Raw genomic sequence first — 13,018 nt, forward strand, 5'->3', positions numbered from 1 at the left:
CACCTGGCTGCGAGCGATGCGACGAGGAGTTCCCTGACCATGAGCGAAAAGGCGCAACCTGACCGGGCGGGCCGCGCGACGGCCCCGGCGAACCGGCCCTCCCGGCGTACGGTGCCCGCCGGATCCGTGCTGGCCGCTGCAGCCGCGTTCGGCGCCGTAGCGCCCGGGGCCGCGGCGGCACCCCAGGACACCCTGGTGCGGGTGTCCTCACACGCGGGACGACGGGTCACACGGCGGCCAGCAGTGGACGCAGTGGGCCGCCCTTCAGCCGCACGGCAATCGCGTCCTGCCTGCGCCGTACCGGCCAGGTGCTGAGGAAGGCGACCAGAGCGCCGACAAGGAGCCCGCCCAGGACGTCATGCGGGTAGTGCGCGCCGACCCACACTCGGGATGCCGCCATCGGAATCGCTGCGGCAAGGGCGATGATGCCCAGTCGGCGGGATACGAGCAGGAGCGCGACAGCTGCCGCGGAGGCGAGGGCCGCGTGGTTGCTGGGGAAGGACCAGTCACCGGGCGCCGGGCACGCTTCGAGGGTGGCCACGTGCAGTTGGTCGCATGGCCGGTCCTCGTGAACGGCGAGTTTGAGGAGGCAGTTCACACCGTAGGCGAGGACGGTGACCAGAGGGACGGCCAGCGCGGTGACCGCGGTCGGTGTCCCCGCTCGGCGGGCCTGCCACCAGGCGACGAGCATCAGCAGCGCGAACACTCCCAGCCCGTATGCCGACCAGCTGGTGATCAGGCTGTCGACCCATCCGGGCGCCCGGTCGGCAAGGTCAGTGATCTTCAGGTAGGCGGAGCCGTCGATGGCCGAACCGTCATAGGCGAGTTGCATCAGACGTTCTCATTCCGTTGCTTGGCGGCTCGTCGGGAGCGGAGCAGTTCGGCTGCGAGCGGGAGCAGGGACACAGCGATGATCATGGCGATGACCGGCAGCAGGTAGCGGTCCACGTCGGGGACGGAGGAGCCGAGGGCATAGCCCGCCAGTACCAGGCCGACCGTCCAAACCAGGCCACCCGCGGCCTGCCAGAGGGTGAAGACCCGGACGGGGACGTTGGGCGCCCCGGCGAGCGGGTTCAGGACCGTTCGTACGACGGGGACGAAGCGGGCCAGCACGATCGCCTTGGCGTGGCCGTAGCGCTCCAGTAGTACTTCGGCGCGCTCGGCGCCCTCGTGCAGGCGTGCGGACCGGCTCCGGGAGAGGGCTGCCCCGCCTGCACGTCGCCCGATGAAGTAGCCGCACTGGGCGCCGGCCAGAGCTCCGGCTGCCGAGGCGGCCAGGACCCACGGCAGTGACAGCGTGGCAGGCTTGTCCGCGGTGCCCGCACACAGGAGGCCGGCGGTGAAGAGCAAGGAGTCGCCGGGCAGGAAGAAGCCGACCAGCAGCCCGGTCTCGGCGAACATCACCACGGCGATGCCCAGGACACCGAAGGCTGACAACAGCGACTGGGCGTCGAGGACATTCACCGCGAGCGAAGTCGTCGCGACGGAGTGTACGGCCATGAGGCGGGTGGCCTCTCAATGAATGCGGGCAGGGGCAGCCGGGGCGGAACCCGGGCGACTACAGTGCCGTAGACGGTCTACTGAACTGTAGACGATCCTGAGGCGAGAGGAACGCAATGGCGGAGCACGCTGCCGAGCGCAGAGCGGCGGGGGAGCTGGAGGCGAGCGTGCTCGCGGCGCTGTGGGCAGCGGACGGCCCCCAGACCGCCGGCCAGGTGCAGGGCAGCCTCGCAGTCGAACTGGCCCGCACGACCGTGACGACGGCATTGACCCGCCTCCACGAAAAGGGAGCCGTCGGCCGGGAGCGCTCCGGCCGCGGATTCGCCTACTTCCCCGTCCGCGACGCCCACGGCCTGACCGCGCAGCGTATGCACCACGAGCTCGACAAGGACCATGACCGCCCGACCGCGCTCGCCCGGTTCGTCTCCGACCTGGATCCCGAGGACGAACGCATACTGCGCGATCTCTTGGGAAACGGTGACGGGAAGTGATCACCGCCCTGCTCGTGCCCCTGTTGATGCCGCTCGCCGCACCAGTACTCGTCCGGCTGGTGGAGTACCGTCAGCGTCCCGCCGCTGCGATGTGGGCGCTGACCGCGACCGCGTGCGTGCTGGCGGTCGGCTGGCTCGCGGAACTCGGCGGTCTTCTGCTCACCGGCATGCTCACCGTGTCGGCCCTGGCCCGCCTCGGCCACCTGATCCACCCCTTGAACGTCGCGCCCGCCGCCGTCGCCTACCCGGCCTCCGCGCTCGCCGTCGGGGCGCTCTTCATCTGTGCTTGCGCCGTGGTCCGGGCAGCGCTGCGTCAACTCCGCCAGTACCGCACCGCGCACGCGCAGCTGCGCGACGCACCTTTTGCGGGAGACCTGAGAGTGTTGGACCACCCCGAACCGGACGCCTACGCCCTCCCTGGGAACCCCGGGCGCATCGTGGTGACCTCCGGCATGCTGCGTACCTTGGACGGACCCGAGCGGGAAGCCCTCCTCGCGCACGAGCGGACCCACCTGGCAGGGCGCCACCACTACTTCCTCGCCGTCGGAGACCTGGCTACCCGCTGCCATCCCGCGATGCGCGGACTGCGTGACGCCATTGCCCTGGCTGTCGAGCGCGTCGCCGACGAATCCGCCGCGACCGCGGTCGGCGACCGCACTCTGACGGCGCGCGCCATTGGCCGCGCAGCCCTTGCCAGGAGGGTCGACAGCTCCACCCGGCCCGACTTCGCCGCAGGAGCTGCAGGCGGCCCGGTGCCTCAGCGTGTGAAAGCGCTGCTTCAGCCGGCGGCGACTTCTCGCAGGACCGCCGTTGCCGCGGCCGGCCTTCTACTTGCCTGCTCAGCCGTAACTGGCGGGGGAGCCGCTGTAGGTCTCGTGAGTCTGCATCACCATGTGGAGATCGCCCAGGGCGAAGGCCACGACGACTGACCTGGCGGGCCGCGGCTCTACCGCCCCCGCGGCCCTCTCGCCGTCGTCCATGCCCGGATTTCAGGTCGCCGACTCCGGTGTCAGTGACGAGAAGCTGAGCAACCGGACAGCGCTCGGTGTTCTGGCGTCCACAGTGGTCCCCGCCCCCGCCGACCGGCGCGGACACCGGCTACGCCGGGGCAGCCGGGGAGGCAGACCACCGGCCTTCGACCGTGGAACTCACAAGCGGCGCGACGCTGTCGAACGGTGCATCAACCGCCTGAAGCAGTGGTGCGGGATCGCCACCCGCTATGAGTAGACCGCCGCCGTTCATCTGGCCGGACTCCACGTCGCCGGTATCTCCCTCTGGTCTGCCCGATCCTTCGTCCTCAGACGTGACTGTGGACGTTGATGACACTTCCGTCGGGTGCCTGAACAAAGAAGCGTCGGATTCCCCATGGCTCCGTGGTCAGGGGAAAGACCACCTGGTACCCCCGGCGCTCGGCTGCGGCGTACGCGGCGTCAACGTCCTCGACTTCGACCGCCAGTGTCGATTGGGCGGTATGCGGGTCCCATGACTCTGCGGCAGGGGAGACCACGGTCATCTGTGCCGTCGGGTTACCGGGCGAGGCCAGCATCAAGAAGCCGGGCTCGTCCATGCGTACGTCCATGCCCAGGAAATCGCTGTAGAAGCTTCGGCTCTCTTCGATGTCCTGGCTGACGACGTTGGGCATGATGCGACGGATCGTCATCCTCGCACTGTAGCGGAGGCACCGCTCCAACAGCTTGATCCAAATGAGAGACCGGTTCCTTTTGAGGTGGTTGATGACGAGGTGCTCGACCTGGACCGCGATGCCGACGGGGACGACCGGCTTTCCGCTCAGCGCACGGACGCTGATGCGTTGGCGGAGCTCGCGGGCCGGTGGAGTGCGCGGTGACCGTGCGCCGGCTGGTCGTCCCGGGCACGGCACCGCTCGCGGTGACGGGCGAGGTGCTGGTGCTCAGCCCGGTACTGTCCGGGGGCGTACGGGGTGACGCTGGCCTGGTCAGCCAGACTGCGGGGGCCGCCGTATGGGCGCGCCCCGAGATGGAAACGGACTGGTTCGGCACGGTGCGCCATTCACTGTGCCGACAGAGTCGTGCCGCTGGTGTGAGCGGCCAGTCCTGGCTCCCCAGCCCGGAGAGTGCCGCGTCGAACTACGGCACGCGGCGACAGGCGAGGCCGAAACCACCTGACGCCCGGCGGCGCACTGGCACTCATCCGGTGTTCCGGCGAGCAGCCTCGGGCCGTGGTGGCCCCGCCGCCCCCAGGGCACGGGCACGTCACCGCCCCACCGGGCGCTGGCATTGCAGTTGCCGCCGCTCGCCCCTCTGTGTGGGCGGACGGGTGGCAGCGCCCGGGCATATGCGGGGTGGCGGGGCATTGACCATGCGGGGGTGGCGGGCGTTGGGCAGGGTGCCGTCCTGGGCTGCGGGCAGGCGTGTTCGTGCTTGCAGGGGGTTCCGTAGGGCCGTCCACAGGTGCCGAGGGACACCTTGCGGAGCTGGAAGTGCTGTTGGAAGTCATGCCACTGCGCCGCAGTCGGCTCGCGGTATTCCTCCTGAGGACGTTCGGCCCGGCGCCGGTCTAGGAAGCCTCGGTAGCTGCGTACCAGGTCGTCCTTGAAGACGGCTAATGGTGGACTCGGGTATTGGAACTGTCCGAATGCCTCCGGTTCAGGGCTCATGGGCCGCCCGGACCGGGGTGTTAGTCGCCGTGCGTGAACGGGCCAGGAATCGTTGTCCTCAACGACGATTCCACCTGGAGCCGATATGCTCCTGGTGATCACACACGGTGATCGTCGGTAGTGTTTGGGCTGTCGTCTCACACGACCGATGCCCGGAAAGGATCAGCGGGAATGATCTCCGCCTCGTCGAAGAGCTGCTCCAACGCCTCATGACCCTGATTCCTGCGGAACTCCATTTCGGCGGCCGTCACAGGCAAGGTCCACAGGATGCGGGCGTGCCCCCCCGGGCAGCGGGCACTGTTCAAGGCCAGGTCCGTGGAGATAGGGCAGGCTGATCAACAGGTGGTCGCAGTTCGAGCCCGGCACCCATGGTTCACCGATCGGCATGCCGTGCTCCAAGTCGAGCTGATGCCCACCGCGGTGGTAGTAGGTGATCATGGCCATGAGGTCGATAAACCGCTGGTCGCGGGCATGGGCGGTCATGACGAACTCAAGCCCATGGCCGTCCTTCTCCATCGCGGCCCAGCACCCGGCGGTCACATAGGCCCAGCTATCGCTGCGTGGACCGGGGCCGACAACGAGAACCCGTAGTTCGGGCACGACCTCGCGCCGTTCCGGGCCCAGGTCGCAGACGACAACCTCAACGCAATGCCCATCGAAGAACGCCCGGACATGTGACTCAACGGCCTCCACGGCCAGCAGCCTCGCATCACTCACCGCGCGATCATGCCAGACCCCAATCGACCGGCCCGGCTTCTCACCCGGCGTCATGGTCCGTGGGGCTCGGCCGCGAATCCGTGACACCTCAGCATGCGGGCCTACCAGCCCCGAGGCCGGAGACCGCCGCCCGCACGGACGAGGTCCTCGGGGTGAACATCGAGGACCTGGACCTCGCCGCCCGCCGCTGCCCCGTCAAAGCCAACGGCGCCCGGAGCAAGGCCCGCCGCCGCGGGCAAGGGCGGACTTCGTGTTGGAGACCCTCTACTGGGATGCGGGCACCGCCCGGCTCCCGCCCCAGCTGCTGCGCGGGCGTATCCGCAGCCCGGTGCTCGTCACCCATCGCCGCCCACCACCACGGCCGACCTGGCATGGGACGCTCTTCGTCAGCTGCGCGCACCGGCGGCCGTGGTGCAAACCCGGCGCTCCGGGGTAGCCACCGGCTGGTGGAGAACGTAGGCCGCGACGCCCCGGGCCGATGGTGGGTCCTGGGGCGTCGTTAATGTGGCGGACCGGAGCCGGCCCGTCTCGCATATCAGGTCTGGCTGGTGTGGCGTCGAATGATGCGCAGGGCCGTCCAGGTGAGCAGTGCCACGATGCCGAGGACGAGAGCGCTCTGGGCTGCTTGGTAGGGCCAGTAGTCGCTCGGCTCAAGGGAGCCGATGGCGTAGGTGTCCTGTGGGAGGACGCGCTGTAGAACCGCAGGCCGAGGACGCCTCCGGGGTGCATGCCCTGGACGCGGGTCCAGGCTGGGAAGTCCAGCAGGAGGGCCCCCGTGAGCGCACCAGAGCAGCGGTGATCAGCCAGGTCGCCGCGGGCGCCGCGGGCGCCGCCACGATCGCGAGCCAGGTGTTGCGCAGTGCGGTTGTGGCCAGGGCGCCGGCTGCGATGCCGAGCAGGACGTCCGCTGACCGAGTCGCCCCGTATCAACGAGCGTGCACATCGGGGACGGACGGATGCCCCTCCTGCGCTGCCCGGTCTCGTATTCATCCTCTGGGACGGTGACGCTTCCAAGGACTTCGGCTTTCATCGGGCTACGAGGACCTGCACGCCGAGCGTTTCGAGCTGTTCGACCACGGGGTCGCGGGGATCGGCATCGGTGATCAGACCGGTGATCTTCTCCCAGGGCAGGACGCGGTACGGCGACGCCGTACCGATCTTCTCGTAGGAGGCGAGGATGTAGGTGTCCGCGGCCCGTGCGGACAGGGCGCGCTTCATCGCCGCCTCATCCACGTCTCCCGTGGTCAGCCCGGCCTCTGGGTGGACGCCGGTGACGCCGAGCAGGCACACGTCCGCCGTCACGTTCTGTGCGGCCTCGACCGCGGCGGCGCCGCATGTGACCGCCGAGTGTTTGAAGACGCGCCCTCCGAGAAGGAACAGCTCTGCTCGCGGGTGGTCGATCAGAGCCGAAGCGATCGTCGGGCTGTGCGTGATCACCGTGCATGCGAGGTCTTTGGGGAGCGCCCGCGCCACGGCGAGGGCGGTGGTACCGCCGTCCAGGATCACCGACCCGCCCGGCCGCACCAGTGCCGCGGCCACCGCGGCGACCTTTGGCTTGCCGTCCGGGGCCAGTGCCTGCCGGGCGTCGTAGTCCACCACCGCGGGAGATGCGGGCAGCGCACCCCCGTACACCCGTTGGCACAACCCCTCGGCAGCCAGATCGCGGAGGTCACGGCGCACACTGTCCTCGGAAATGCCCAGTTCGGCGGCGACCTCCTTGGCCACGATCTTTCCCTCGCGGGCGAGTAGGCCGAGCAGGTGGTCGCGCCGTTCAGCTGCCAGCATCCGCACTCTCTCCTGTTCTTGCACGTTTCTGCATGTATCTTAGCCGTCATGACCGACAAGCCCCTGCTCATCCTCATCTCAGGTCCCTACCGCTCCGGCACGGACGGTGACCCGCAGGCCATGGCCACCAACCTCGCCCACCTGGAGTCCGCGGCGTGGCCCGTCTTCGCAGCCGGACACCTCCCGGTGATCGGCGAGTGGATCGCACTTCCCGTCCTCCGCTCCGCCGGCGCGGGCCCAACCGACGCCCTCGCCGACGAGGTGCTCTACCCGGCCGCCGACCGGCTGCTCACCCATTGTGACGCCGTACTGCGCCTGCCGGGCGAGTCCGCCGGCGCCGACCAGGACGTTGCCGTCGCCCACCGTCGCGGCCTGCCCGTCTACCACGACGTCTCCGAGATCCCGCGCCGCGCCCCGCAGGAGACCAGGTGACGGGCGGCCCGGGCGTCGACACCCCGGACCACCGCGGTCGCACCGGGCTCCACCTCGCCGGACGAGACCTCGACCGCAATCCCGGCGTCCGGATACGCGACGTCGAACTCACCTCCCGGGGCTGGCACGTCCTGCGCCGCACCACCTTCGACTACCGACGCCGCGACGGCAGATGGGAGACACAAGAGCGCGAGACCTACGACCGCGGCAACGGCGCCGTCGTCCTGCCGTACGACACGGAACGCGGCCGTGTATTGCTGACCCGCCAGTTCCGCTACCCCGCCTACGTGAACGGCCATCCCGACGGCATGCTGATCGAGGCCGCAGCCGGTCTGCTGGACGAGGAGGACCCGTACACCGCGATCCGCCGCGAGAGCGCCGAGGAACTGGGCATCTGTCTCGGCGCTCTCGTCCATGTGCTCGACTCCTACATGAGCCCGGGCTCCGTCACCGAGCGCCTCCACTTCTTTGCCGCCCCCTACACCCCGGACGACCGGACCGGCCCGGGCGGAGGTGTGGACGAGGAGGGCGAGGACATCGAAGTCCTCGAACTTCCCTTTGCCGAGGCCCTCGCCATGACCCGCGACGGACGCATCACCGACGGAAAGACCATCATGCTCCTGCAATGGGCAGCACTGTCCGGGCCCTTCGCCCGGCAACAGAACGTCTGAAACTCTGCCTCGCCAGCCACGCCCCCCAGCACGGCACGAAGGTGCGTGAGCATGGCTCGCCACTGCTTCCAGCCCTCCGGCTCCACCCAGTTCGAGGCCGGCCCGGCCCTCGTCGCTGGTGATGCGGGTCCGCAGGTCGTCAACGAGGTCACCCTCGGCGTGAGCGGCCTGCTGGTGTGCTGGGGCTTCGCCGCGTTCCGCCCGCTGCTCGCCCTGATACTCCACCTGTGCCCAGGCCAGCCGCCCGACCCCTGAGCCGTACCGTCCGGTCCGACCCCGGCGGCGCGGACCGCCTCGCGCTGCACCGGACTTTCTGTTCGCCGACCAAGCGCTGTTCGGCCTACTGAACCCGGTGTGGCGCACGGACGCAGACCTCGCCGAGGACCTGCCGGCCGTCATGGACCACCCGCACGCCCTCGCCGGGCCGCTCACCCGCCTCGCCGTCCCCGTCCGGAAGCACCGCACCGGCGCCCGCGGCCGACGGCTCGGTCGTCGGTGCGGAGTACCCGCAGGCGCCGGGCCTCCTCAGGTCGGACCCGGAGTAAGGGCGCTGGGCTGCCTGCTGGAGTACACCGCTGCCCTCGCCCGGACGGGGACTGCGGCCTCGACGACATCCTCGACCTGGTCGCCGACGCTCTGGCTGCGCGCGGCGGCGAGGTTGCGCTCACCGCCGCGGTCGGGAGTAGCCCTGCCCCTCCTGCACTGGCACGCCGCCGAGTTCACCGCCGCACCCCGACCTGGCGACGAGCGGGTGTTCCGTGACCAGGTCGCCGAACTCAACGACGTGGCGTAACCCGGTGGCTCCTGGGCCGTCGTCGGCCCATGCGGTTGCCTTACTGATCATTTCAGAATGAGTTTGGCTCGAGGTCTTGTCAGTTGGGCTGGCAGGCGGCAGAGCTCTGCAGGTCCCGGATGATCCTGTGCCTGATGACCTGTGGGATCGTGTCGTCCCTCTGCTCCCACCCCGTCCGCCGCAGCGTCGGCGGTATCCGGGCCGGCTGCCGGCGGACGACCGTGCGGCTCTGCGCGGGATCGTCTACGTCCTGCGCACGAGTGTGACCTGGGCGGACGTGCCGACCGGATGATCGGCTGCAGCGGGGTGACGTGCTGGCGGCGGCTGCGGGACTGGACCGAGGCCGGCGTCCGGCCCCAGCCGCACCGACGCAGCCGCCGGCCGCAAGACCGGCTACACCTACGACAGCGCCGGGCGCCTCTCCTACGCCAAGGAAACAAACACGTCCTTCGGCGCCCGGACCGCATGCTGGCTGTGCTGCTTCGACAAGGACGGCAACCTCACCCACCAGGACAGCACCGCCACCTCCTGCCCCACCAGCGCGACCTACGGCTACGACGACGCCTCCGAACTGGAATCGAAGAACGGGTTCGACTGTCGGCTGGTCCTGCGTCAAGGCCGGCAGTGAAATCAGTGCCGCCCCGGCCGGCGGCACCGCCCGCACAGGGGAGGCCTGGTCTGACTACAACCAGCTCACCAGCATCACCTTAGGTGGGACCGCCTACCAGGCCAAGCACGCCGGAACCACCAACGACGAACGCACCAAACTCGGCGACACCTGGTTCCACCACACCCAGCTCGGCCTCGCCTCCACCACCACCGGATCCACGGACACAGGATTCGTCCGTGAACCCCGGGGCACCCTCAACTCCATGACCCGCAGCGGGAAAAGCTACTACTACCTCACCGACGCCACCGGCAACATCCTCGGCGCCGTCGACCAGGCAGGCACCCGCACCCACACCTACGCCTACACCCCCACCGGCACCACCCGCACCCCCACCGAAACCGTCCCCCAGCCCTATCGCTACGCCGGCGCCTACAACGACCCCACTGGCCTCTACGAAATGGGCGCCCGCTACTACGACCCCACCCTCGGCCGCTTCACCCAGCCCGACCCCTCCGGCCAGGAAACCAACTCCTACCTCTACGCCACCGGCGACCCCATCAACCACACCGACCCCAGCGGACTTTTCAGTGTCTGGGATGCGCTCGGCGTTGCCGACGATGCAGTAACGGGCATCCAGCACCTTGCTGATGAAGATACAAGAGCCCTTTGGGGAGACGTGCTCGGAGTCTTGGCTGGAGGGGTTGCCGGCACGCTTTGCGAATCTGTTGCAGCGGCAAGTGCGCCCGCAACACTCGGTTCACCGCTCAGTGCATCACTGGGATGCTACGCAATCAATCGGCTTGAGCGTTGGATCGATAGCGTCCAATGCTTTCAGTTAGCCCCTGACTGTAATGGGTTCGGAGGTGGTACCCCCGAACCCATTACAACTCCCAATCGAAGGAGCACCATGCCGAACGTTGGATGGACGGTCGAGCAGCGGGCGACCGTGAAGCGCTACATGCTTTTCGCTACGATTCTGTCAGTCGTCGGAGTTGTATTTTCAATTATTCTCATCCTCATTGGAAATACGGGAGGCTGGATCGTTCTCGGAATGATTGTTTGCACGTACGGGGCTGCCTACATGTTCATCCGAACCAAGGCGGAGAATCAACCCTGATGCGGACGTACGGGATACATCTTCGCGAACGCCGCCGACTCGCAGGCGGAGCCTGAGCTTGGCGTTCAACCTCGCTTGTCACGCGAATCGCTGATCTGCGGTTCTTCCCGGGACAGCGGATGCGGCCGTTCTCCACGCTTCGAGATGTCGAGTCACGAAGCGCGGAGAACGGCCGCTGAGTATGAGTCTCCGCGTCCCAGGGCCGGCAAGCGAGGTGTTGGACGTCTTGTCCCGCTTTCGGGTTCATTTCTACGAGTGCGTCCCGCTGAATCATGGTTGGTCCGCCCGGGGCAGCGGGCACGGCATCCAGCCGGCGCAGCAGGACAGCCATGAGGTCCATGATTCCGCCGCCTCCGAAGCGGTTGAAGATGATGCTGTCCGGGTTTGAGAAGAACACACCCGCCTCCTCCCTCTCCGCCGTACGCACCTGCAGGAAGTTCGTCCGGGGGGCCCGTGCCACCACATAGGGGTCGAGGACCTCGTGCACAGCGCTCATGTCCAACGAGGTCGGCTCACCGTTCTCGAATCGGCATACGAAGATGTCAAAACTCATGGAGCCCTTTCCAGCCTCAGGTCGAGGTTCTCTTCTTCGGCCCCATGACTGCAGCGAGCGCCGTCCTGTGGTGGATCGCCAACCTTCCTCTCGCCCGGCGGACGCAGCTTACCGCATTCCGCTACTGAGCCTTTTCCAGCCTCAGGTTGAGCAAGTTAGAGGACGAGGGTCAAACTTCATGATCTCGGCGATTCGGTGCCGTTGCAGCGCGCATATGTCCGAGGCGGGCGTGGTGGCGCGCGCTCTGCTCCGCGCAGTTCGGGCGACTCCCACGGACGCGGCGTGTGCACGATGTGTGATGCGAATCCCGGATTAAAGGGATATTACGTAGAAGCAAGACCCCAAGAAGGCCAACCCCAGGCAGAACCACAGAGCGACTAGTCCATTCCGTCGCGTTTCCCTAGGAGTGTCGAAGTAGCCAAGAGCGAAGAAGAAGAACATGGCCGCGACTGCCATGAGGCCCACAGCGACAAAGAAGAGACTGACGCTCACAGTCACCCACCATCCAGACTCTATGTGACGATCAACCCTTGGCAACCTGCGCTCGAAGCCTACGAGTTGGACTGCCGTACAGCACGATGAAGCTCCTGGTAGACGGGCTCTCGACCTAGATCACCCGTGCCCCCAGGAGCCTCGCGTGCTTGTCTACCCGTCCGGTATCGATCTGTCCAGCCGCGCCCTGCAACACCTCTCCAGCCTCCTCGCAGGTCACCGCCGTCGGATCGGCTCCCGATGGCGGCGCCTGATACTCGTCCTGGCCCACCTGCGCTGCGGCGACACCTACGCCCGCCTCGCAGCAGGTTTCCGCGTCGGGATCGCAACGGTTTACCGATACATGCGCGAGGCCGTCGACCTCTTGGCCGTTCTGGCGCCCACGCTGGAACAGGCCATGACGACCGTACGGAAGAAGGCGTACGTAATCCTCGACGGCACCGTGCTGCCAATCGACCGCATCGCCGCTGACAGGTCGTACTACTCGGGGAAGAAGAAGCACCACGGGATGAACGTGCAGGTACTCGCGGATCCCGCCGGCCATGTGATCTGGGCCTCGAATGCGCTACCCGGAGCCGTACACGATCTGACCGCAGCCCGCACCCACGGCATCCCCGACGCTCTCGCCGTCGACGACGTCAAGTGCTGGGCGGACAAGGCGTATCAGGGCGCAGGTCCTGCTGTGCGCGTCCCGTTCCGGGGCAAAAATCTGCGCGGCTGGCACCGACGTCACAACCGCGATCACGCCAAGATCCGCAGCCTCGGCGAACGCGCTATGGCCACGCTCAAGTGCTGGCGGCTTCTGCCGAAGCTCCGCTGCAGCACCACCGGATCACAATCATCGTCCGTGCCGTCGTCGCCCTCGAACTCGCCACCTGATCAGAATGGAAAGGGGTCGCTGGCTCCTCTCCCTCACCGGCGTTCTTATCCCAACCGGCGTCGCCGTCACAGCCCGGCTCTGACGAGACCGTGCATGGTGGAGGTGAGGGGCGCGACGTACCGCCCGGAGCGCGTTCCTCTGTTTCTCAACCAACCGTTCATAGCTTCGCGCCACACGGGTCACATGGCCTCCCGCCCGGCGGGAAGGACCCCGGATCATGCTTCCATGCAGATCAACCCCGCCAGAAGGTGGCCGGTGCCATGGAGTCGGGCATCGACCCGCTCAGCGACAGGGGCGCGCCCTGTATCGACGGCCGCATCCGGCATGGCGCACCGACGCAGC

Annotated in this window: 13 protein-coding genes and 4 pseudogenes; 11 read left to right on the forward strand and 6 right to left on the reverse strand. The window is 68.0% G+C overall.

From position 1 onward, the window contains the following. Positions 1-226: 226 nt before the first annotated feature. Positions 227-832, reverse strand: a complete 606-nt coding sequence (locus BLW14_RS31035; protein WP_093710417.1) for a phosphatase PAP2 family protein — start codon at positions 830-832, stop codon at positions 227-229. Beyond that, positions 832-1,500: a DedA family protein gene (locus tag BLW14_RS31040; protein WP_093710418.1), complete on the reverse strand. Its 669-nt coding sequence runs from the start codon at positions 1,498-1,500 to the stop codon at positions 832-834. The genes BLW14_RS31035 and BLW14_RS31040 overlap by 1 nt, the downstream gene beginning before the upstream one ends. Positions 1,501-1,616: 116 nt before the next feature. On the opposite strand from BLW14_RS31040, the gene BLW14_RS31045 reads away from it, so the two are divergent. After that, positions 1,617-1,991, forward strand: coding sequence for a BlaI/MecI/CopY family transcriptional regulator (locus BLW14_RS31045; protein WP_093710419.1), 375 nt, complete (start codon positions 1,617-1,619; stop codon positions 1,989-1,991). Then, complete coding sequence (locus BLW14_RS31050; RefSeq protein WP_093710420.1) at positions 1,988-2,920, forward strand: M56 family metallopeptidase; 933 nt, start codon at positions 1,988-1,990, stop codon at positions 2,918-2,920. Before BLW14_RS31045 ends, BLW14_RS31050 begins: the two co-directional genes overlap by 4 nt. A 368-nt stretch (positions 2,921-3,288) precedes the next feature. Here the strand turns inward: BLW14_RS31050 and BLW14_RS31055 are convergent, their stop codons facing one another. The 3 genes from BLW14_RS31055 to BLW14_RS31065 all read right to left on the reverse strand — a co-directional run bounded on the left by BLW14_RS31055 (position 3,289) and on the right by BLW14_RS31065 (position 5,343). After that, entirely contained in the window at positions 3,289-3,651 is a 363-nt protein-coding gene (locus BLW14_RS31055; RefSeq protein ID WP_093710907.1) for a VOC family protein, read from the reverse strand. 1,112 nt (positions 3,652-4,763) lie between these two features. After that, positions 4,764-4,883, reverse strand: coding sequence for a suppressor of fused domain protein (locus tag BLW14_RS35370; RefSeq protein ID WP_256332932.1), 120 nt, complete (start codon positions 4,881-4,883; stop codon positions 4,764-4,766). Further along, on the reverse strand, positions 4,834-5,343 hold the full coding sequence (locus tag BLW14_RS31065; protein ID WP_256332933.1) for a suppressor of fused domain protein: 510 nt from the start codon (positions 5,341-5,343) through the stop codon (positions 4,834-4,836). Before BLW14_RS31065 ends, BLW14_RS35370 begins: the two co-directional genes overlap by 50 nt. A gap of 119 nt (positions 5,344-5,462) precedes the next feature. On the opposite strand from BLW14_RS31065, the pseudogene BLW14_RS35375 reads away from it, so the two are divergent. Continuing rightward, positions 5,463-5,701: pseudogene (locus BLW14_RS35375) on the forward strand (site-specific integrase); the annotation flags it as partial. A 668-nt stretch (positions 5,702-6,369) separates the two neighbouring features. Here the strand turns inward: BLW14_RS35375 and BLW14_RS31075 are convergent. Further along, positions 6,370-7,128 carry a DeoR/GlpR family DNA-binding transcription regulator gene (locus tag BLW14_RS31075; protein WP_093710421.1) on the reverse strand — a complete coding sequence of 253 codons (759 nt, stop codon included), beginning with the start codon at positions 7,126-7,128 and terminating at the stop codon, positions 6,370-6,372. A gap of 48 nt (positions 7,129-7,176) precedes the next feature. Here BLW14_RS31075 and BLW14_RS31080 point away from each other — a divergent pair, with 48 nt between their 5' ends. From BLW14_RS31080 to BLW14_RS31115, 8 genes and pseudogenes are all read left to right on the forward strand, one after another. Continuing rightward, positions 7,177-7,560 (forward strand): DUF4406 domain-containing protein, encoded by a 384-nt coding sequence (locus tag BLW14_RS31080; protein WP_177154158.1) that lies wholly within the window; start codon positions 7,177-7,179, stop codon positions 7,558-7,560. Next, complete coding sequence (locus BLW14_RS31085; protein ID WP_093710422.1) at positions 7,557-8,231, forward strand: NUDIX domain-containing protein; 675 nt, start codon at positions 7,557-7,559, stop codon at positions 8,229-8,231. The genes BLW14_RS31080 and BLW14_RS31085 overlap by 4 nt, the downstream gene beginning before the upstream one ends. Before the next feature lie 51 nt (positions 8,232-8,282). Beyond that, on the forward strand, positions 8,283-8,486 hold the full coding sequence (locus BLW14_RS34680; protein WP_177154159.1) for a hypothetical protein: 204 nt from the start codon (positions 8,283-8,285) through the stop codon (positions 8,484-8,486). Positions 8,487-8,583: 97 nt separating this feature from the next. Next, on the forward strand, positions 8,584-9,024 hold the full coding sequence (locus tag BLW14_RS31090; RefSeq protein WP_093710423.1) for a hypothetical protein: 441 nt from the start codon (positions 8,584-8,586) through the stop codon (positions 9,022-9,024). Positions 9,025-9,100: 76 nt separating this feature from the next. Continuing rightward, positions 9,101-9,390 (forward strand): annotated as a pseudogene (locus BLW14_RS31095) (transposase); the annotation flags it as partial. Positions 9,391-9,415: 25 nt separating this feature from the next. Beyond that, positions 9,416-9,652 (forward strand): annotated as a pseudogene (locus BLW14_RS35800) (hypothetical protein); the annotation flags it as partial. A gap of 244 nt (positions 9,653-9,896) precedes the next feature. After that, positions 9,897-10,751, forward strand: a complete 855-nt coding sequence (locus BLW14_RS35380) for an RHS repeat-associated core domain-containing protein (RefSeq protein ID WP_256332934.1) — start codon at positions 9,897-9,899, stop codon at positions 10,749-10,751. Positions 10,752-11,941: 1,190 nt separating this feature from the next. Continuing rightward, positions 11,942-12,675: pseudogene (locus BLW14_RS31115) on the forward strand (transposase family protein). The last annotated feature ends 343 nt before the right edge of the window (positions 12,676-13,018 follow it).

Source organism: Streptomyces sp. 2131.1 (assembly GCF_900105515.1).
Classification (GTDB): Bacteria; Actinomycetota; Actinomycetes; order Streptomycetales; family Streptomycetaceae; genus Streptomyces; species Streptomyces drozdowiczii.